Genomic DNA, 20,073 nt, shown 5'->3' on the forward strand with positions numbered 1-20,073 from the left:
ATGTCCAGTCTGGCCTATGAGAGCGATCAGGATGCGGTCGAACGGGCGCCGGCGCTGAACCGCGACGCGCGGCCGGTGCCGCGCATTTCCATCCAGGCATTCTGCGAGACCGCCGAGGTCGCGCAGACCATCGAGCAGGCCGCCTCCGACCGGCGGATGATGAAGGCCCATGTCAAGGTTCATATGGGCGGCATCGACTCCGCGGTCGAGTTCTACCAGTCCGCGCCGACGCCGAACCTGGTGGTGGTCGAGAGCCAGTTGCCGCGCGAGGCCCTGTTCGGGCAGCTCGACGGCCTCGCCGACGTCTGCGACGTCGGCACCCGCGTGGTCCTGATCGGCCATATCAACGACGTCGTCCTCTACCGCGACCTGATCCGCAAGGGGGTCAGCGAATACGTCATCGCGCCGATCGACGTCTTCGACTTCGTCGCCATGGTCGGCGATCTCTACAATTCCGAGGACTCCGAACCGCTCGGCCGCTCGGTCGCCTTCATCGGTGCCAAGGGCGGTTGCGGCTCCTCGACCGTCGCCCACAACGTCGCCTGGTCGATCGCGCGCGCCTACCAGAACGACGTCATCCTCGCCGATCTCGACCTGCCCTTCGGCACCGCCGGCCTCGACTTCAACCAGGATCCGATCCAGGGCATCGCCGAGGCGGTTGCCTCGCCGGACCGGGTCGACGACGTCTTCATCGACCGGCTGTTGTCGAAATGCACCGACCACCTCAGCCTGCTGGCGGCGCCGGCGACCCTCGACCGCACCTATGATTTCGAGGAAAAGATCTTCGACAACATCGTCGACGTGCTGCGCTCCGGCGTTCCGACCGTGGTCCTCGACGTGCCCCATGTCTGGACGAGCTGGTCGCGCCGGGTGCTGTCGATCGCCGACGAGATCGTCATCACGGCGTTGCCCGATCTTGCCAACCTGCGCAACGTCAAGAACATCTGCGACTATCTGCAATCCGTGCGCGCCAATGACGGCCCGCCGCATCTGGTGCTGAACCAGGTCGGCACGCCGAAGCGCCCGGAAATCCGCACCGAGGAATTCGTCCGCGCGCTGTCCATGAAGCCGATCGCGGAGATTTCCTTCGACGGCCAGCTCTTCGGCGCGGCCGCCAACAACGGCCAGATGATCGGCGAGGCCGATCCCAAGAACGCCGCCGCCGAGACGTTTAAATTCATCGGCCAGGTCGTGACCGGCCGCGCCGAGGCGCGCAAGCAGAAGCGCTCCGCCCTGGCCCCGATCCTGTCGCGACTGCGCGGCAAGAAGGACTGATTTTGGTAACCCGGAGTATCCTCAGGCATGTTCGGTAAGCGGGGCAGTTTCGGATCTGGCGCCAAGGAAAAGCCGGCCGTGACCACGGCCGAGCCGCCGAAGGTGTCGAAGGCCGAGCCGAGCAGCCCGATCGAGCCGCGGATCGATCCGCCGCCGATCAAGGTCGGCAACGTCAACGACGAAAACGCCATGGACGACGCCGAGCGCGCCGGCCCGTCCGCGCCGGCGCTTGCCGAGTACAAGGTCGAAAGCACCTCGCGCCGCAAGTCCGAGAACTACTACGACGTCAAGACGCTGATCTTTTCGGCGTTGATCGACACCATCGACCTGTCGCAGCTCGCCAAGCTCGACGTGGAATCCGCCCGCGAGGAAATCCGCGACGTCGTCAGCGAGATCATCGCGCTGAAGAACGTCGTGATGTCCATCGCCGAGCAGGAAGACCTGCTGGAGGACATCTGCAACGACGTCCTCGGCTATGGCCCGCTGGAGCCGCTGCTCGCCCGCGACGACATCGCCGACATCATGGTCAACGGTGCGGAATGCACCTACATCGAAGTCAACGGCAAGGTGAAGCCCACCGACGTCCGCTTCCGCGACAACCAGCAGCTCATGAACATCTGTCAGCGGATCGTCAGCCAGGTCGGCCGCCGCGTCGACGAAGCGAGCCCGATCTGCGACGCGCGCCTTCCCGACGGTTCGCGCGTCAACGTCATCGCGCCGCCGCTGGCGATCGACGGGCCGGCGCTGACCATCCGCAAGTTCAAGAAGGACAAGCTGACCCTCGACCAGCTCGTCCGCTTCGGCTCGATCACGCCGGAGGGCGCGACGCTGTTGCAGATCGTCGGCCGGGTCCGCTGCAACGTCATCATTTCCGGCGGCACCGGCTCGGGCAAGACGACGCTGCTCAACTGCCTGACCCGCTATATCGACGCCGACGAGCGCATCATTACCTGCGAGGACTCCGCGGAACTGCAGCTTCAGCAGCCCCACGTGGTGCGCCTGGAAACCCGCCCGCCGAACCTGGAGGGCGAGGGCGAGATCACCATGCGCGACCTGGTCAAGAACTGCCTGCGCATGCGTCCGGAACGGATCATCGTCGGCGAGGTGCGCGGCACCGAGGTGTTCGACCTGCTGCAGGCCATGAACACCGGCCACGACGGCTCGATGGGCACGATCCACGCCAACAGCCCGCGCGAATGCCTGTCGCGCATGGAATCGATGATCGCCATGGGCGGCTTCAACCTGCCGACCAAGACCGTGCGCGAAATGATCGTCAGCTCGGTCGACGTCGTGGTGCAGGCGGCGCGCCTGCGCGACGGTTCGCGCCGCATCACCCACGTCACCGAAGTGCTGGGCATGGAAGGCGAGGTCATCATCACCCAGGACATCTTCGTCTACGACATGATCGGCGAGGACGCGACCGGCAAGATCATCGGCCAGCACCGCTCGACCGGCATCGGGCAGCCGCGCATGTGGGAGCGCGCCCGCTACTACAACGAGGAAACGCGGCTCGCCGCCGCCCTCGACGCGTCCGACATCAAGAGTGCGGCCGGTGAGTGAGGCTGAGCCATGTTCAATTCCGGCCTGATCGTCCTTGCCGTCGCCGGTCTCGTCGTCCTCAGCGTTGGCGGTATCCTCTATGCGCTGCTCTATCCGATGGTGTCGGGCAACTCGCGTACGGAAAAGCGGCTGGAGGTCGTCAACCGTAAGCCCAAGCCGTCGACCGGAAACGTCCGTGCCGCGACCGACATCAACCAGCGCCGGCGCCAGGTCCAGGACCGGCTGGCCGAGCTTGAGGAAGCCCAGAAAGCAAAGGCAAAGAAGCGCGCCGGCCCGGGCCTGAAGATAAGATTGCGCCAGGCGGGCCTGAACTGGTCGAAAGGCAAGTTCTACGTGGTCAGCGCCATTTGCGGCGCCGTGTTCTTCGTTGTCGCCAAGGTGCTGGGCGCGCCGATCTATGTCGCCGGAGGCCTTGCGATCGTCGGTCTCCTCGGGTTTCCGAACTGGTTGATCAAATTCCGGCGCAAGCGCCGGGAAAAGAAATTCCTCAACGAGTTCCCCAACTCCGTCGACGTCATCGTGCGCGGCGTCAAGGCGGGCCTGCCGCTCGGCGACTGCCTCGGCATCATCGCCCGCGAGGCCCAGGAGCCGGTTCGCACCGAGTTCCAGCGCATCCTGGAGACCCAGCGGATGGGCATCCCGCTGTCGGAAGCGGTCCAGAAGCTTCCGGAAAGCATGCCGCTGGCCGAAGCCAACTTCTTTGCCGTCGTCATCTCAATCCAGCAGCAGGCCGGCGGCAACCTGTCGGAAGCGCTTTCCAACCTCTCCAAGGTGCTGCGCGACCGCAAGAAGCTCAAGGGCAAGATCGTCGCCATGAGCCAGGAGGCCAAGGCATCGGCGGGCATCATCGGCTCGCTGCCGATCATCGTCATGGCCCTCGTCTACCTGACCACGCCGAGCTACATCGCGATCCTGTTCAACGAGACGGTCGGCAACATCATCCTCGGCGTATCTGCCTTTTGGATGTTCATCGGCATCATGGTGATGCGCAAGATGATCAATTTCGACTTCTAGACGGCGGCCGGCGCAATGTTCCAGACCCTCACCCAACTCATCGCCGATCCCCAGATCCTGTTGATGGTCTTCACCGTCATTGCGGTGTCGGCGACCATCATGACCGTGGCGCTGCCGATGCTGCAGCGCGACGAACTGAAGTCGCGCATGCGGAATGTGGCCACCGAACGCGAGGCGATGCGCGCCCGCGAGCGGGCCCGCCTGCAGCAGAGCAAGGCCGAGCAGGTCAATTTGCGCCCGCAGCCGAAGGACTACATGCAGCGGGTCGTGAACAAGTTCAACCTGCGCGAGCTGCTGATCGACGAGAACACGGTCAACAGGCTGAAGATGGCGGGATTCAGGGGCCAGGCGCCGCTGGTGATGTTCCTGTTCGCCCGCTTCGTCGCGCCGATCGCGTTGTTCGTGATCGCGCTTCTCTACATGTTCCTGGTGCTGCCGTCCGGTCAGCCGGTGATGATCAAGGTCCTCATCGCCTCGGTCATTGCCGCCGTCGGCTTCTACGCTCCGGCGCTCTATGTCTCAAACGTCACTTCCAAGCGCCAGCTCTCCATCCGCCGTGCCTGGCCGGACGCCCTCGACCTGATGCTGATCTGCGTGGAGTCGGGCATGTCCATCGAGGCCGCCTTCCGCAAGGTCGGCGGCGAGATCGGCGAATCCTCGATCCCGCTTGCCGAGGAACTGACCCTGACGACGGCGGAGCTTTCGTACCTCCAGGACCGCCGCCAGGCCTACGAGAACCTCGCCGGCCGTACCGGGCTCGAAGGTGTCAAGTCGGTGACGACCGCGCTGCTCCAGTCCGAGCGCTACGGCACGCCCCTTTCGCAATCGCTGCGCGTCATGGCCGACGAGAACCGCGAGATGCGAATCACCGAAGCGGAAAAGAGGGCGGCCGCCCTGCCGCCGAAGCTGACGGTGCCGATGATCGTCTTCTTCCTGCCGGTGCTGTTCGCCGTCATCATGGGTCCGGCGATCATCCAGATCGTCAACCGCTGACGGCTTGCGCCCGCCGGGCGCTCGATCCCGCCCCCCCTTCCAGAAAAAAGAGCAGCCAAACGGGCTGCTCTTCAAGGCGTCGCGGTAAAAGGCGGGTTGGCTTTATCCCGAAGTGCGTTTGGCGTCGGCTTCCCGGACCTTCTGCCAGGAATTGCGCTGCGAGAGCATGCCGCGCAAATAGGCGATGTTGGCCTCCGCCTGGCGCGGGTCGAGCTCGTCGCGGGCGATCTTTTCCGCCTCGTCGAACTTGCCGGAAAGACCGAGGACGAGGGCAAGGTTCTGGCGCACCCGGCTGTCGGATCCCGGCTGGGCGACGGCTTGGCGCAGCACCGCTTCGGCCTTGTTGAGATCGCCGGAGAGCACGTAGGAAAGGCCTTCATTGTTTAGGACGGAAGGCTCGTTCGGCCGGATCTTCAGCGCCTGGGCGTATTTGGCGCGAGCCTCGGCATTGGCACCGGTCTGGTCGAGGATCGCGCCCTCGGCCGACAACAGCCGCCAGTCCGGCTGGTCCGGGCTGTGCGCGGCGCGGATCACCTTCATCGCCTCGCTGAAGCGGCCCTTGGCGGCCAGCGCCTTGCCGTAGGCGGCGGCGATCTGGCGGTCCTTCTGGTGCTTGATGGTCGCCTTGCGCAAGACCGCGATGGCCTGGTCGAGCTGGCCGTTCATCCTGAGCACGGTGGCATAGTTCAGCGCGATCTCCGGATCGTCCGGATCGGAGGAATAGCGCCTGCCCCATTTCTCGACCGCGGCGCTGACCTCGGCTGCCGAATAGTCCTTGCCGCCATAGCTTGCGCCGGTGGCATCGGTATGGGAGCCGAGCGACGCCTTTTTCTTGGAGGCGCAGGCCGACACGGCCAGCGCCAGCGCGATCGACAGCACCAGCCCGCCGGTGGCGGGGCTTTTGGCAAGGCGGCGAAGGGAAGATATGGACATCGTCATCTCTGGCCATTACGGCTTTTCGGAACCGGATGAGCTTTCCCGATCAATAGTCTGTTAACCCTAATAGTTGGTTAACCGGGCCGCCCGTCCGCCGAGGTTCCGTCTGCCCGCCGAGGAGTTCTCCGCCGATGTCCGTTACCCTGCCTGACTGCCTGGTCGCCGCGTCCGATCCCGCCGCCGAAGCGGCCGTCCCGGTTCTTTTCCTCGGACCTGAAAACCTGGAAGAAACCCTTGCCGGCGGCACCGGCATGGCCCGCGCCTGGGTCGCGGCGAACGGTTTCAAGGCGGGTGCCGGCGCGCTCCTGACCATCCCCGACGAGACCGGCGCGCCCGCCGCCGTCCTCTTCGGCCTCGGCAAGCCTGAGGTCCGCGCCGAGACACCGTCCCTTGCCGGCAAGCTGGCGACCGGCCTTGCCGACGGCGTCTATCGCCTGGAAGGGGAGGTGGACGACCTTGAGGCGGCGATCCTCGCCTTTGCCCTCGGCGCCTACCGGTTCGACCTCTACGCCAGGAAATCGGCCCGCTCCGTCCGCCTCGTCGTGCCCGAGACCGTCGATGCCGAGGTGCTGTCCCGCACCGTTGCGGCCGTTACGCTGGTCCGCGACCTCGTCAACACCCCGGCCAACGACCTCGGCCCGGCCGAGATCGCCGATGCGGCGGAAAAACTCGCCGAAGCGCACGGGGCCGAGTTCAAGGTCACCGTCGGCGACGAGCTTCTGGACAAGAACTTCCCGATGATCCACGCCGTCGGCCGGGCCAGCACCTCCGCGCCGCGGCTCATCGACATCGCCTGGGGCGACGAGGCGGCGCCGAAGGTGACGCTGGTCGGCAAGGGCGTTGCCTTCGATACCGGCGGCCTCAACCTCAAGCCCGGCACCTCCATGGCGCTGATGAAGAAGGACATGGGCGGTGCTGCCAACGTCCTTGGCCTCGCCTCCATGATCATGGCGGCCAAACTGCCGGTGCGCCTGCGCGTGCTCATCCCGGCGGTGGAGAACTCCGTCGCCGGCAACGCGTTCAGGCCCGGCGACGTGCTTTCGAGCCGCAAGGGGCTGACGGTGGAGATCGGCAACACCGACGCCGAGGGCCGGCTGGTGCTCGCCGATGCGCTGGCGCTCGCCGACGAGGAGGAGCCGGAACTCGTCCTCGACCTTGCAACCCTCACCGGTGCCGCCCGCGTCGCCCTCGGCACCGACCTGCCGCCTTTTTACACCGACGATGAGGATCTGGCCGCCGCCGTCGCTGAGGCCGCCGAGGCGACCGCCGACCCGCTCTGGCGCATGCCCCTGTGGAAACCCTACAAGAAGCTGCTGGAGTCCAAGATCGCCGACATCAACCACATCTCCAGCGGCGGCTTTGCCGGCTCCATGACGGCGGCCCTTTTCCTCGCGCGCTTCGTGGAAAAGGCGAAAAGCTGGGCCCATTTCGACATCTACGCCTGGTGCCCGGCCGGCAAGACCGGGCGCCCCGAGGGTGGCGAGGCGCAGGCCATCCGCGCCCTCTTCAAGGTTCTGTCCGACCGCTATCCGCCGGCCTGATCCGAAAACCCCGAACGCCGCCCTTGCCAAGGACGGCGCTTCCGTCGAAAACTGTCTCGGGCCCGAAATGATCGGGCCGGCGACGGTCCTTCCCGCGCGTCGCCGGTCCGATGCGACAATTCGGTCAGTTGCGAGAGTGTGCGTATCCGATGACCGTTGAAATTCGCCCGAGCCAGGCGCTGAAACTCTGGCATGACGTGACGCTCGACCTTGTGCGTGGCGGCGATGCCGACCTTTCGGCGCGGCAGATGACGATCCTGATGACGGTCTATCTCGAAGCCCCGCCGCACACCGTGCGCGGCCTTGCCGAAAAGCTTGGCGTGACCAAGCCGGCAATCACGCGGGCGCTCGACACCATGGGCCGCCTGAAGCTCGTCGCCCGCCGCCGCGACGACAAGGACCGGCGCAACGTCATCGTCCAGCGCACGGTGGAGGGCGCGCTGTATCTGGAACGCGTTGGCGACCTGATCGTCGCCAAGGCAGGAGCGCTGCCGCGATGACAGAATTCGACCGCCGCCGCCATCCGGTCCGCCCGGATCTCGCCGCCGAGGCCTATCGCGGCCGCGTCGAGGCCGGCATTTTTGCCGAAGGCATCGAGCGCCGCGTCAATGCCGACGCCATACCGCTCAGGCCCGAGGCCGACGAGCGGTCGCCCATCGACACCGAGGCCCTCTTCGGGGAGACATTCACGGTCTTTGAAGAGGGCGATGCCTGGTGCTGGGGCCAGCTTGCCACCGACGGCTATGTCGGCTGGCTGCCGGCCGGCGCCCTCGGCATCCCCGGCCCCGAGCCGACCCACCGGGTCGCGGCGCTCAGGAGCTATCGCTATCCGCAGCCGGAACTGAAGCTGCCGCCGCTCGGGCTCCTCTCCATGGGCTCCCGCGTCACGGTCGTCGGCGAGGAGAGGGTCCGCGACCTCGACTACGCCGTCCTTGCCGACGGCACCGCCATGGTCTCCCGTCACCTGATGCCCGTCGGCGAGGCCGAGCCGGACTGGGTCGCGGTTGCCGAGCGCTTTGCCGGCACGCCGTACCTGTGGGGCGGGCGCACCAGCCTCGGCCTCGACTGCTCGGCGCTGATCCAGATTGCCTGCCAGGCCGCCGGCATCGACGCGCCGCGCGATTCCGACATGCAGGAGGACGAGCTCGGCAGCCGCATGAACAACGAAAAGGCCTGCGCCATGCCGTGTCGCGGCGACCTTTATTTCTGGAAGGGCCATGTCGGCGTGTTGAGCGATCCGCAGACCCTGCTCCACGCCAACGGCTTCACCATGACGGTGGCGTATGAGCCGCTTGCCGCGGTCACGCGGCGCCTGGAAGAAGCCGGCCTCCCCGTCACCGCGATCAGGCGCATTGCGTGAGAGGCGGCGGAGCGAATTTGCCGGGTTTCAAACGTAAAACACGGCGTCATCGCGAGGAGCCGAAGGCGACGCGGCGATCCAGAGCCGCTTGCTCCGAGCGTGGAGCCCTGGATTGCCGCACTCGCTGCGCTCGTTCGCAATGACGGCCGTCCGGCGCAAACCCTGCCTCAATACCCCCGCGTCCGGTCCACCACATTGACCAGTTCCCCGCCGGCCTCGAACGTTTCCATCTGGTCGAAGACGTAGGAAATCAGGTGGTCCGGGTCGCTCTCCGCCGCCACGTGGGGGGTGAGGATGGCGCGGGGGTGGCCCCAGAGCGGGCTCGCCTCCACCAGCGGCTCGGTCTCGAAGACATCGAGGCTGACGCCTGCGAGCGTGCCGTCGTCGAGCGCGCGGGCGATGTCGGCCTCCACCTGCGACTTGCCGCGCCCGGCATTGATGACGACGGGACCCTCGATCCGGCCGTCGCGGGCGAGCCTGGAGAAGAGATCGGCGTTGAGAATGCCTTCGGTTGCCGGCGTCATCGGCAGCAGGCAGACGAGGATGGCGGTGCGGGCAAGGAAAGCCCCAAACCCGGCATCGCCGGCAAAGCAGGCGACGCCCTCGATGGTCTTCTCGCTGCGGCTCCAGCCGGCGACGTCGTAGCCGAGGCGCCGCAGCATTTCGGCGGCATCGCGGCCGAGCTCGCCAAGGCCCATGACGCCGACGCGCACGTCCTTTGCCATCGGACAGCGATGGGCGCGCCATTCCCGGTGCCGCTGCTGGTCCAGGTAGCGCAGTTGGTCCCGGTGATGGGTCAGCACCTGCAGCACCACCCATTCGGTCATCCGCCGCGTCAGGCTCGGATCGACCACCCGCACGATCGGGACGTCGGGGACGTCGGGGTCGGCCATCAGATGGTCGACGCCGGCGCCGAGCCAGAAGATGACCTCAAGATTGGGAAGATCGGCGACGATGCCGTGCGGCGCCTGCCAGAGGAGGGCGTAGCGCACGGCTTCAGGGTCGTCGACTACGCCGTCCGCGCCGGCCGATTGCAGCGCCCGGCCCGGCGCGCGTTCGCGGATGCGCCCCATCCAGACGTCCTGGTCCCAGCGGGGCGCGGAAAAAAGCACGGTCATTGGAGAGAATTCCTGTCTACTCGGCAGCGTTTTGCGAAGAGCTGCGGCCGGTCTCGCCGTCCCGCGGCACATCGTCGAATTCCAGTGCCTCGATCTTGCCGCCACGCTTGATGATCTTGTCGCTGGAAATGAGGATCTGCTCCACGTCCTTTGTTGCCTGGCCGAAATGGTTCTGCAGCTTCAGGACCCGGTCGCGCAGCCGGTTGGTGTCGTCGGCAAGATGGGCGACCTCGCGCTGGATGACGAGGGCCTCCTCGCGCATGCGCACGTCGCGCAGCACCGTCTGCACGATCTGGATGGAAAGGACGAGCAGGGCAGGGGAGACGATGACGACCCGCGCCCGGTGCGCCTTCTGGACGATGTCGTCGAAATGCTCGTGCAGATCGGCAAAGATCGCCTCCGACGGCACGAACAAGAACGCGGTGTCCTGGGTCTCGCCGGGAATGAAGTAGCGCTCGGAAATATCCTGCACGTGCTTTGAGATGTCGCGCCGCACCTGCTGTGCCGCCTGCTGTGCCCGTTCCGGCGTTTCCGCCTCGCGGAACCGGGTGAAGCCTTCCAGCGGGAACTTGGCGTCGACGACGAGGCCCGGCGCCTCATTCGGCATGTGGATCAGGCAGTCGGGCCGCGTACCGGTGCTCAGCGTTGCCTGCAGCGTGTAGCTGCCGGCCGGCAGGCCGTCGGAGATGATCGCCTCCATGCGCCCCTGGCCGAAGGCTCCGCGGGTCTGCTTGTTGGCGAGCACCTGCTGCAGGCCGGAGACCTGGCCGGTCAGGTCCTGGATCGACTTCTGCGCCCGGTCGATCAGCGCCAGCCGCTCGTTGAGCTGGCTGAGGTTGGTTTGCGTGTCCTTGGAGCTCTGCGACATCGACTGGCCGAGCCGGTGGCCGAGGCCGTCGAGCCGCTCTGCCAGCGCCCGCGTCAGGTCCGACTGGCGCGAGCCGAACACCTCGGCCATGGTCTGCATGCGCCCGGTCATTTCCGACTGGGTCTTCAGAAGATCGGCGATGCGCGCTTCCATCTCGTGGCCACGCTCCGCCGCGGCCGCTTCCGCCTCGGCCCGGGCCCTCGCATTGCGCCAAAGCGCCACGGTCATGACCAGGAGGATGAGGAAGAAGAGGCCGGCAACGGCGATAACCGCCTCGCCGGTGGAGACGGCGCGGTCCCCGATAAGCAACAAGGTCTCGTTCATGAAACAAAGATAGAACGATTCGGGGCGGCGTTCGACATCCAACGCGTGCATTCGCGCGTACAAAGTTGACCATTAAAAACGGATTGCCTATTTCTAACCCCATGGCCAAGCTCGATATCATAACCCTGCCCGATCCCCGCCTCCGGCTGGTTTGCGAACCGGTGAAAGAGGTCGACGACACCATTCGCCAGCTCATGGACGACATGCTGGAGACGATGTACGACGCGCCGGGCATCGGCCTTGCCGCGATCCAGGTCGCCGTGCCGAAGCGGGTGATCGTCGTCGACGTCGCCGGAAAGGACGAGGAGGAGAACCCGATCTGCCTCGCCAACCCGGAAATCCTCTGGAAGTCCGAGGAGACCAAGGTCTACCAGGAAGGTTGCCTGTCGATCCCGGACTATTACGAGGATGTCGAGCGCCCGGACCGCATCCGGGTCAGGTTCCTCGGCTATGACAACACCTGGCAGGAGATCGAGGCCGACGGCGTTCTTGCGGTCTGCATCCAGCACGAGATCGACCATCTCGATGGTGGCCTCTTCATCGACTACCTGTCGAAGCTGAAGCGCGACCGGGTCGTCAAGAAGTTCAAGAAATACGCCCGCCAGGACGTCAAGTTCGAAAAGGTCGGCGCGGCGTAAGGCTCCCGGTTCACTGAACATACTGTTTGGCTGTGATGGTGATGGCCATTGCCCGCCACACCGGCTTTGCCGTTGCGACACGAAACCTCGGTGATTTCGAGGGGCTCGGGCTTGCTCTCGTCGACCCGTTTGATAAACCGGCCTGACCGACCACGAACCGCCGGGAAGGCGCGCTGCCAGCCATGCCCCTCAAGATCGCCTTCATGGGAACGCCGGATTTTTCCGTGCCGACGCTGGTGGAAATCCTCGGCCAGGGCCACGAGATCGCCGCCGTCTACACGCGCGCTCCGCGGCCGGCCGGTCGCGGCATGGACGAACGTAAATCCCCGGTACACGAAAAGGCCGAGGCCTTCGGCATTCCGGTCCGCACGCCCAAGACCCTGCGCGACGCGGACGAGCAGGCGCGCTTTGCCGAACTCGGCGTGGACGCCGCCGTGGTCGTCGCCTACGGACTGATTCTGCCGGCGCCCGTGCTCGAGGCCCCGGCCCATGGCTGCCTCAACCTGCATGCCTCGCTGCTGCCGCGCTGGCGCGGCGCCGCGCCCATCAACCGGGCGATCATGGCCGGCGACGAGGCCACCGGCGTCATGGTCATGCGCATGGAGGAGGGGCTCGACACCGGCCCGGTCTGCATGTCCGAAGAGGTTGCGATCACACGGGAAATGACCGCAGGCCAACTGCACGACCGGCTCGCGCGGCTCGGCGGTGACCTGATGGTCCGGGCGCTTGCCGCGCTGGAGCGCGACGCCCTGTCCTGCACCCCGCAATCGGGGGACGGCGTCACCTACGCGAAAAAAATCGACAAGGCCGAGACACGTATACACTGGACGCGGACCGCCGATGAGTTGCATGATCACGTCCGTGGCCTCTCGCCATTCCCGGGTGCCTGGTGCGAGATGGCCCGCGGCGGCAAGACGGAGCGGATCAAGGTTCTGCGCACCGAGCCCGCCGAGGGGACAGGAGTACCCGGAACGCTGCTCGACGACGCACTGACAATCGCCTGCGGTGACGGAGCCATCCGGCTGCTGGAGGTTCAGCGCGCCGGCAAGGCGGCGATGTCTGCAGAGGCCTTCCTGCGCGGTGCCGGTCTGACGGTCGGCTCCGTGCTCCGGTAACAGACGGAGGGGGCCGTCATGACCGAACCCGCCGACCTGATCGTTCGCGAGGAGCACATCGCCGAGCGCTCGTCCGTGGTCCGCCTTTTGTGCGATGCCTTCGGCAAGATCGACGACGCCCAGCTCACCGAGGACCTGCACCGCGACGGTGACGTCCTCGTCGGCCTCGTCGCCGAGGCGGACGGCGACATCGTCGGCTACGTCCTGTTCTCGCGCGTCGTCATCGACACCCTGCAAGGGCCCGTTCCTGCCGTGACGCTTGCGCCGCTCGCCGTCGCCGAGGCCTATCGCCGGCGCGGCATCGGCGCCGCGCTCGTCGAACAGGGGCTCGGCCGCCTCGCCGCAAAGGGCGAGGACATCGTCTTCGTCATCGGCCACCCCAGTTACTACCGGCGCTTCGGCTTTTCCTCAGAAGACGCCAAGGCGTTCCGCTGCCCGTGGTCGAAGGAGGCCGGCGAGGCCCATATGGTGCTGGCCCTGAAGTCCCGCAGCCTCGCCGACAAGGCCGGCAACGTCACCTACAGTCGCGGCTTCGAACGCTTCATTCCCGCCGGCGAAGCCTCGAGATAATCGGATCATGCCACGCTACAAGCTGACCGTCGAATATGACGGCGGACCCTTCGTCGGCTGGCAGCGGCAAAAGAACGGCGTGAGCGTCCAGGAGGCGCTGGAGGCGGCCGTCGCCGGCTTTTGCGGCGAGGCGGTCACCGTCGGCGGCGCCGGGCGCACCGATGCCGGCGTCCACGCCCTCGGCCAGGTCGCCCATATCGATCTGTCGAAGGACTGGCCGAGCGATACCGTGCGCGACGCCCTCAACGCCCATCTGCGGCCGCACCCGATCGCGGTGCTGTCGGCGGAAAACGTCGCCGACGATTTCGACGCACGGTTTTCCGCGACCGCCCGGCACTATCTCTACCGCATCGTCAACCGCCGCGCGCCGCTCACCGTGGAACGCGGCCGCGCCTGGCAGGTGGCAAAGCCGCTCGACGCGGCACGCATGCACGAGGCGGCCCAGCACCTCGTCGGCCTGCATGACTTCACGACGTTTCGCTCCAGCGAATGCCAGGCCAAGAGCCCGGTGAAGACGCTCGACGTGCTCAGCGTCGAGCGGTTCGGCGAGGGGTTAGAAATCCGTGCCTCGGCCCGCTCCTTCATGCACAACCAGGTCCGCTCCATGGCCGGCTCGCTGGCCGAGGTCGGCACCGGGCGCTGGTCGCCGGACGACATGCGCGCGGCCCTGGAAGCCCGCGACCGTACCCGCTGCGGCCCCGTCGCCCCGCCGGACGGGCTGTTTCTGACGGCTGTGGACTATGGGTAGAGGGTGCTTCTGCGTGAGGGGACGGCCGCTCTGGATTGCTTCGCTTTGCTCGCAATGACAGTTTTGTTTTTATTTTCAACGTCATTGCGAGGAGGCCGACAGGCCGACGCGGCAATCCAGAGGCTCCATGCGAGGAATTGCACGGGCTTGTCCTACCGCCCGCCCAACCTTCGATAGATCTCCCGCCCGGCCCGGCCGGTGACCTCCATGCCGTAATGCGCCTCCGCCCGCTTGATGCCGGCGCGGGTTCCCTGGCCGACCTTGCCATCGGGTTCCCCGACATTGAAGCCGGCGCGGTTGAGGAGCTTCTGCAGCTCCAGCCGTTCCGCCCGTGACAGACCCCCGTCATTGGTCGGCCACGGTGTCTGGATCGGCCCGTAGCCGGCCAGCCGGTCGGCGAGGTGCGAGATGGCAAGGGCGTAGGATTCGGCGAGGTTATAGGAATAAATGGCGTTGAAGTTGCGGAAGACGAGGAACGCCGGCCCGCGCTTTCCGGCGGGAAGCAGCAGCCCCGCGTTGCCGCCATTGCCGAGCGGGCGGCCGTCGACCTTGGTGAGGCCGCGCTTGCGCCAGGTGGCGATGGAGGCCGTGCGCTTGCGACCCGAGGGGCCGCGATAGCCGTTCGGCAGCTTCACCTCCCAGAGGAAGGATTCGCCCGGCCGCCAGCCAGCCTTCCTGAGGAAGTTCGCGGTCGAGGCGAGCGCGTCGGGCACGGAGTTGATGAGGTCGCGCCGGCCGTCGCCGTCGCCGTCGACGGCGAGCCGTTTGTAGGTGGTCGGGATGAACTGGGTCTGGCCGAAGGCGCCGGCCCAGGAGCCGTAGAGCTGGTCGGGGCGCAGGTGATCGTCGCTGGCAAGCTTCAGTGCCGCAATGAGCTGCTGGCGGAAGAACTTCTGGCGCCGGCCGCCGACGCAGGTGAGGCTGGCCAGCGCATGCGGGATGTAGAAGTCGCCCTGGTCGCGGCCGTAATTGCTTTCGATGCCCCAGACCGCGGCGACCACGTGGCGGTCGACGCCGTAGCGCCGCTCAACGCCGCGCAGCACCCGGTCGTATTTGCGCATCATCGCCTTGCCGTCGCGGATCCGCTGTTCGTCGACGAGGAAGGCCATGTAGTCCCAGATCGGCGTCTTGTGTTCCGGCTGCTTGCCGGAGAACCGCACGGCCTTTTCGTCGTAGCGGGCGCCGTCGAGCGCCGTGGAGGCGACCGAAGGACTGACCCCGGCGCGAATGGCGTCGCGCTTCAGCCCGGCGACGCAGCTCTCAAACGAGGCCGCGGCCGGCCGCGCCACGGCCAGTACGGCCAGGGCGAGGGCAAGCGTCAGGCTGGTGCGTCGGGTTGTCGGTCGGCCGGGCATCCCCTTCTCCGCGAATCATCCGTATTTGTCCGACTATGGCATCGCTTTGAGGCAGGTAAAGGGGCAGGCGCGATGGCGCGCGGTTGCGGCCGTGTGCGGCCATTCACATTCCCGTGTGTATGGAACGGTGTCGGCGCGGTCAGGTAATGCCGACCATCTGGCCGATCAGCTCGCTGAGGAAGAGGCCGAGCACGAAGTCGAGGGCGACGAGGCCGACGACGACAGAGGTCTGCCCGCCCAGCGCCGCCTTCGTCACCACATAGCGATAGCGCAGCACGATGCCGACGGCGATCAGCGTCAAAAGCATCATCATCTGGCCGGACGCAATGCCGAGCGCGTAGAGGATCTGCGGCAGCGCGTAAGGGACAAGGGCGATGACGCTGGTCCAGTTGCGGGCGACGATCAGCGGGATGTAGCGCTGGGAAAAGCCGAGCGGTCCGGCGATCGCAGCCGCGACGAGCGGAAAGGCGATCCAGTCGACGGCGATGCCGAGCGCGCTGACGGTAAAGAACAGGCCGTCGGGAAAGTCCGCCGCCGTCACCGGCAGCATCTCGATGCTGACGGCGCGCTGGGCGAGCAGCGTCGGGAGATAGAGCGGCAGCATCAGGAGGATCGCGCCGAAGGAGCGCCAGAACCCGTCGATGCTGACGTCGAAGGCCCGCATGCCGGCCTCCTTGCCCTTCATCAGAAGCCAGGCGCCGGTCAGCGAGCGGGCAATCTCCTCAAGCGTCAGCATCAACGCCCGTTTCCGTTCGCCGTGGCAAAGAAGCCGTCAAGGAAGCGCTCGTAGATCGCCGACAGCCGGTCGAGGTCGGCGGTCGGCACGCGCTCGTCGACCTGGTGCATGGTCTGGCCGACAAGGCCGAACTCCACCACCGGGCAGACATCCTTGATGAAGCGGGCGTCCGACGTGCCGCCATTGGTGGAAAGTTCCGGCCGCCGGCCGGTAACCTCGGCAATCGCATCGGACAGGGTGCGGATGAGGTCCGTTGCCTCGGTCCGAAAGACGTCGCTGACGGCCGGCTCGAAGACAAGGTCATAGCGGATGCTGTTGCCGGCCGCCGCATCGAGTTTTTCGGACAACCAGGCTTTCAGGTGCTCGGCCGTCCAGGTGTCGTTGAAGCGGATGTTGAAGCGCGCCGTCGCCCTGGCCGGAATGACGTTGAACGCGGAATTGCCGACGTCGATGGAGGTAACCTCCAGGTTCGAGGGCTGGAAATGTTCCGTGCCGCCGTCGAGCGGCTCGCCGATCAGCGCGTCGACAAGGCGGACGATGCCGGGGATCGGATTGTCGGCGAGATGCTGGTAGGCGGCATGGCCCTGCGTGCCCGTCACCGTCAGCGTCGCCGACAGGCTGCCGCGTCGGCCGATCTTGATGGCATCGCCGAGCGTTTGCGGATTGGTCGGCTCGCCGACGATGGCCGCATCGAAGGCCTCGCCGCGCGCCGTGCACCAGTCGAGAAGCTTGCGCGTACCGTTGACGGCCGGGCCTTCCTCGTCGCCGGTGATGAGAAACGAGATCGAGCCGGCAAAGCTGTCGCCGGTCCGCTCCAGGAACCGAAGGGCGGCGGCCAGGAACGCGGCGATGCCGCCCTTCATGTCGACGGCACCGCGCCCGAACAGCACGCCGTCGACGATCGTTCCAGCGAACGGATCGTGGCTCCAGTGCGCCGCATCGCCGACCGGTACCACGTCGGTGTGACCGGCGAAGGTGAGGTGCGGCGTGCCGCTGCCGATCCGCGCATAGAGGTTTTCCACGTCCGGCGTGCCCTCTTCGGAAAACACCATCCGGTGGACCTCGAAGCCGGCTGCCGACAGCACGTCGTCCAGATAGGCAAGCGCGCCGCCCTCCTCGGGCGTGACTGACGGGCAGGCCAGCAAGTCGCGGGCAAGGCGGATCGGGTCGGTCGTCGGTGCGGCGGTATCGGTCATGAAGGCTCGTCGGTCTTTTTTCAGCAGATGAGCATTTAGAGCACTTGGCCCCGATATTGAAGCGATTCCGCTGCAAGCTGCGGCCAGTCCTGCGGCGGCAAAACGTCTGGCCAGGCCGTCATTGCCGCCCGATCACCTTTGTGCACGGCCTTTGCCGTGGTTTCTCCCCCGCTTTTTCGGGGTCGGTACATCTTGCAGGTGCACGAATTGTTCGTCTTTTCGCGGTTCAATTCGCCGGTTGACCTTGCGCGGCCCGCTAACCGCCGCGGGCGCTTTGCTAGGGGGACCGCCTTTTGGACGAGACGACGAACGAGACTGCTGCGCCAGCGCCCGGCACGCGGTGGGGGTCGGCGATCGCCCGCGAATGGATGCTGGGGGCGGCGGCCATCACCTGCGGCATCTTCCTCGTCTATGGCGAAACCCTCTTTCCCGACCTGTCCGATCCTGCTTCCCTCTTCGCCCTCTCGGCCTGGCTGTTCGCCGTCGTCCTCGGCTCCGCCCTCGGCGTCGTCCGCCACGCCGAGCATGTCTCGGAGCGGCTCGGCGAGCCCTACGGCACGCTGGTGCTGACCCTCGCCATCGCTGCCATCGAGGTCATGAGCATCACTGCGGTGATGATGCATGGCGACAACAATCCGACCCTCGTCCGCGACACCCTCTTTTCGGTCACCATGATCTTCATGGCCGGCATGGTCGGCATCTCCCTGCTTCTCGGCGCCATCCGCCACCGCGAACAGAGCTTCAGCCTGCAGGGCGCCAACGCCTATCTCGGGCTGATCGTGCCGCTGGCCGTCTTCAGCCTCGTCCTGCCGGACTTCACCCGCTCCACCTCCGGCCCGACCCTGACGCCCGCGCAGCAGCTCATGGTCGGCGCCATGGCCGCCGGGCTTTACATTGTCTTTCTCTTTATCCAGACCGGCAGGCACCGGGATTATTTCGCCCAGCCGGAGCCCGACGGCGACGGCCACGGCGCCGAGGGACATGTGTCGCCGCCGCTGCTGCCGCACGTCATCCTGCTGCTCGCCTATGTCGTGCCAGTCGTCTTCCTCGTCGAACAGCTTGCCCGGCCGATCGACTACGTGATCGAGACCGCCGGCGCGCCGCACATCATCGGCGGCGTCATCGTCGCCATCCTGGTCACCACACCGGAGGCCATCGGCGGCGTCAAGGCGGCGCTCCGCAACCGTTTGCAGATCTCGGTCAACGTCTTCCTCGGCTCGGTGCTGGCGACCATCGGTCTGACCGTTCCGATCATGCTGGTGGTGTCCAACCTGATCGGCCTCGATCTGGTGCTCGGCCTGCAGTCGACGGAGATGGTGATGCTGCTCCTGGTGCTGGCGGTCAACGTCATCACCTTTTCCAGCGGCCGCACCAACCTTCTGCAGGGCGCCGTCCATCTGCTGCTGTTCCTGGCCTTCCTGTTTCTCCTCTTCCAGAACTGAAAACGCCTTTCGAAACCGTTTGTTGAGGCCTTGGCGATAGGGTGTCGGCATATTTTGCGCGTCGCACGGATGCCGGTGCGACAGGAATTCGAGTCAAGGCCAGGGGGCATCGCATGACCGTTTCTTTTTCCCGACATTTCGGGCTCCTCGCCGCGCTCGCCATGGGGTTGGCGATCGCCTTTGCCGGCACTGGGGTCCGCGCCCAGGACAGCGGTGATGCGACCGCCGTCGCGCCGGAAGCGGGCAAGGAAGTCCGCGTCGGCTACCGCGTCAGCGCGCCCTTCGTCATGCGCGACGGCGAGGGCAAGCTCGGCGGCATGGCGGTCCAGCTCTGGGAAAAGATCGCCGAAGAGCTCGGCTACACGGTGACCTATGCCGAATACCCGCATATTCCGGAACTCCTGAAGGCGGCCGAGACCGGCGAGATCGACGTTGCCGTCGGCGGCATATCGATCACCGAGGACCGCGCCAAGCACGTCGATTTCACCCAGCCCTGGTTCGATGCCGGCCTCAGGGTGATGGTCGACGAGAGCGGCACCACCTCGTTTGGCGATATCTGGACCGGCCTTGCCGATGCCGGCTACCTGAAATCCTATGGTTGGCTGGTCCTCATCATCATCCTGTCGACCATCGGCCTCACCCTCTTCGACCGCCGTTTCGACAAGAACTTTACCAAGAGCTGGCGTGAGGGCGTCGCGGCGAGCTTCTATTCCGTCATGCTGGTCGTCACCAAGGGGTCCTTGCCGAGCCGCTCCAGCCTGTTCGGGTGGATGGGCAAGATCTTTTCCGCCTTCTGGCTTGTGATCGGCATCGCCGTCTTTGCCTACATCACCTCCTCGGTCACCAGCGTCATGACCAGCCTCGCCATCGAGGGCGGCATCACCGGCCCGGACGATCTCAACGGTCACCCCATCGCCGTCTTCACCGGCAGCATCGGCGAGGAGGTGATGCGCAACGAGGGCATCGACACGCGCGGCTATGACGATGTCGATGCCGCGGTCGAAGCGCTGCGCGCAAACGACGTCGACGCCATCGTCGCCGATGCCGCCGTGCTGGAATACTACAAGCGCCAGAATCCGGGCCACGGCCTCGACGTCGTCGGCCGCATCTTCCATCCGGACAAGTTCGGCTACGCCTTGCCCTACAAGGATAGCTCGCTGATCTTCCCGGTGACGGTGACCTTGCTGAAGCTCCAGGAAGACGGTTTCGTCGACCAGCTCGAAAAGCAGTATTTCGGCGACGAGCGGTGATCGGCGGGCGGTGCGGAACGGCTCGCAAGCCGGT

At 66.2% G+C, this 20,073-nt stretch carries 19 protein-coding genes; 13 read left to right on the forward strand and 6 right to left on the reverse strand.

Going from position 1 to position 20,073, the window contains the following annotated elements:
• From CH339_RS09255 to CH339_RS09270, 4 genes are read left to right on the forward strand one after another with little or no spacing between them, the layout of a single operon-like run.
• A complete protein-coding gene (locus CH339_RS09255; RefSeq protein WP_111434102.1) occupies nt 1-1,275 on the forward strand; it encodes a CpaE/TadZ family protein in 1,275 nt (424 codons plus the stop codon).
• 27 nt (nt 1,276-1,302) lie between these two features.
• A complete protein-coding gene (locus CH339_RS09260; protein WP_111434068.1) occupies nt 1,303-2,835 on the forward strand; it encodes a TadA family conjugal transfer-associated ATPase in 1,533 nt (510 codons plus the stop codon).
• A gap of 9 nt (nt 2,836-2,844) precedes the next feature.
• Complete coding sequence (locus tag CH339_RS09265; protein WP_111434069.1) at nt 2,845-3,849, forward strand: type II secretion system F family protein; 1,005 nt, start codon at nt 2,845-2,847, stop codon at nt 3,847-3,849.
• A 15-nt stretch (nt 3,850-3,864) separates the two neighbouring features.
• Nucleotides 3,865-4,842 (forward strand): type II secretion system F family protein, encoded by a 978-nt coding sequence (locus CH339_RS09270; RefSeq protein ID WP_111434070.1) that lies wholly within the window; start codon nt 3,865-3,867, stop codon nt 4,840-4,842.
• 102 nt (nt 4,843-4,944) lie between these two features.
• Here the strand turns inward: CH339_RS09270 and CH339_RS09275 are convergent, their stop codons facing one another.
• Complete coding sequence (locus CH339_RS09275; RefSeq protein ID WP_244669035.1) at nt 4,945-5,775, reverse strand: tetratricopeptide repeat protein; 831 nt, start codon at nt 5,773-5,775, stop codon at nt 4,945-4,947.
• A gap of 134 nt (nt 5,776-5,909) precedes the next feature.
• Between CH339_RS09275 and CH339_RS09280 the strand changes: the two genes are divergently transcribed.
• The 3 genes from CH339_RS09280 to CH339_RS09290 all read left to right on the forward strand — a co-directional run bounded on the left by CH339_RS09280 (nt 5,910) and on the right by CH339_RS09290 (nt 8,679).
• Complete coding sequence (locus CH339_RS09280; protein WP_111434072.1) at nt 5,910-7,319, forward strand: leucyl aminopeptidase family protein; 1,410 nt, start codon at nt 5,910-5,912, stop codon at nt 7,317-7,319.
• A gap of 149 nt (nt 7,320-7,468) precedes the next feature.
• A complete protein-coding gene (locus tag CH339_RS09285; RefSeq protein ID WP_111434073.1) occupies nt 7,469-7,819 on the forward strand; it encodes a MarR family winged helix-turn-helix transcriptional regulator in 351 nt (116 codons plus the stop codon).
• Nucleotides 7,816-8,679 (forward strand): C40 family peptidase, encoded by an 864-nt coding sequence (locus CH339_RS09290; RefSeq protein WP_111434074.1) that lies wholly within the window; start codon nt 7,816-7,818, stop codon nt 8,677-8,679. The genes CH339_RS09285 and CH339_RS09290 overlap by 4 nt, the downstream gene beginning before the upstream one ends.
• A gap of 167 nt (nt 8,680-8,846) precedes the next feature.
• On the opposite strand, the gene CH339_RS09295 is transcribed toward CH339_RS09290, so the two are convergent.
• Together CH339_RS09295 and CH339_RS09300 are read right to left on the reverse strand one after the other, a co-directional pair.
• Entirely contained in the window at nt 8,847-9,797 is a 951-nt protein-coding gene (locus tag CH339_RS09295) for a 2-hydroxyacid dehydrogenase (protein WP_111434075.1), read from the reverse strand.
• Between the two features lie 16 nt (nt 9,798-9,813).
• Nucleotides 9,814-10,989 (reverse strand): DNA recombination protein RmuC, encoded by a 1,176-nt coding sequence (locus CH339_RS09300; protein WP_111434103.1) that lies wholly within the window; start codon nt 10,987-10,989, stop codon nt 9,814-9,816.
• A 101-nt stretch (nt 10,990-11,090) separates the two neighbouring features.
• Here CH339_RS09300 and def point away from each other — a divergent pair, with 101 nt between their 5' ends.
• The 4 genes from def to truA all read left to right on the forward strand — a co-directional run bounded on the left by def (nt 11,091) and on the right by truA (nt 14,060).
• On the forward strand, nt 11,091-11,627 hold the full coding sequence (gene def / locus CH339_RS09305; RefSeq protein WP_111434076.1) for a peptide deformylase: 537 nt from the start codon (nt 11,091-11,093) through the stop codon (nt 11,625-11,627).
• Between the two features lie 182 nt (nt 11,628-11,809).
• On the forward strand, nt 11,810-12,742 hold the full coding sequence (fmt, locus tag CH339_RS09310) for a methionyl-tRNA formyltransferase (protein WP_111434077.1): 933 nt from the start codon (nt 11,810-11,812) through the stop codon (nt 12,740-12,742).
• Nucleotides 12,743-12,760: 18 nt separating this feature from the next.
• Nucleotides 12,761-13,312 carry a GNAT family N-acetyltransferase gene (locus CH339_RS09315; protein WP_111434078.1) on the forward strand — a complete coding sequence of 184 codons (552 nt, stop codon included), beginning with the start codon at nt 12,761-12,763 and terminating at the stop codon, nt 13,310-13,312.
• Between the two features lie 7 nt (nt 13,313-13,319).
• A complete protein-coding gene (gene truA / locus CH339_RS09320) occupies nt 13,320-14,060 on the forward strand; it encodes a tRNA pseudouridine(38-40) synthase TruA (protein ID WP_111434079.1) in 741 nt (246 codons plus the stop codon).
• 152 nt (nt 14,061-14,212) lie between these two features.
• On the opposite strand, the gene CH339_RS09325 is transcribed toward truA, so the two are convergent.
• The 3 genes from CH339_RS09325 to dapE form a co-directional block, all read right to left on the reverse strand.
• Nucleotides 14,213-15,415 carry a lytic murein transglycosylase gene (locus CH339_RS09325; protein WP_111434080.1) on the reverse strand — a complete coding sequence of 401 codons (1,203 nt, stop codon included), beginning with the start codon at nt 15,413-15,415 and terminating at the stop codon, nt 14,213-14,215.
• Between the two features lie 139 nt (nt 15,416-15,554).
• The gene (locus tag CH339_RS09330; protein WP_111434081.1) at nt 15,555-16,151 is read right to left on the reverse strand and encodes a hypothetical protein; all 597 of its coding nucleotides are present in this window, start codon (nt 16,149-16,151) and stop codon (nt 15,555-15,557) included.
• The gene (gene dapE / locus CH339_RS09335; RefSeq protein WP_111434082.1) at nt 16,151-17,347 is read right to left on the reverse strand and encodes a succinyl-diaminopimelate desuccinylase; all 1,197 of its coding nucleotides are present in this window, start codon (nt 17,345-17,347) and stop codon (nt 16,151-16,153) included. Before dapE ends, CH339_RS09330 begins: the two co-directional genes overlap by 1 nt.
• A 368-nt stretch (nt 17,348-17,715) precedes the next feature.
• Here dapE and CH339_RS09340 point away from each other — a divergent pair, with 368 nt between their 5' ends.
• Entirely contained in the window at nt 17,716-18,789 is a 1,074-nt protein-coding gene (locus tag CH339_RS09340) for a calcium:cation antiporter (RefSeq protein ID WP_111434083.1), read from the forward strand.
• A gap of 113 nt (nt 18,790-18,902) precedes the next feature.
• The gene (locus tag CH339_RS09345; RefSeq protein ID WP_201240938.1) at nt 18,903-20,039 is read left to right on the forward strand and encodes a transporter substrate-binding domain-containing protein; all 1,137 of its coding nucleotides are present in this window, start codon (nt 18,903-18,905) and stop codon (nt 20,037-20,039) included.
• Nucleotides 20,040-20,073 lie beyond the last annotated feature (34 nt).

This window comes from Rhodobium orientis (assembly GCF_003258835.1).
In the GTDB taxonomy this organism is placed as follows: Bacteria; Pseudomonadota; Alphaproteobacteria; order Rhizobiales; family Rhodobiaceae; genus Rhodobium; species Rhodobium orientis.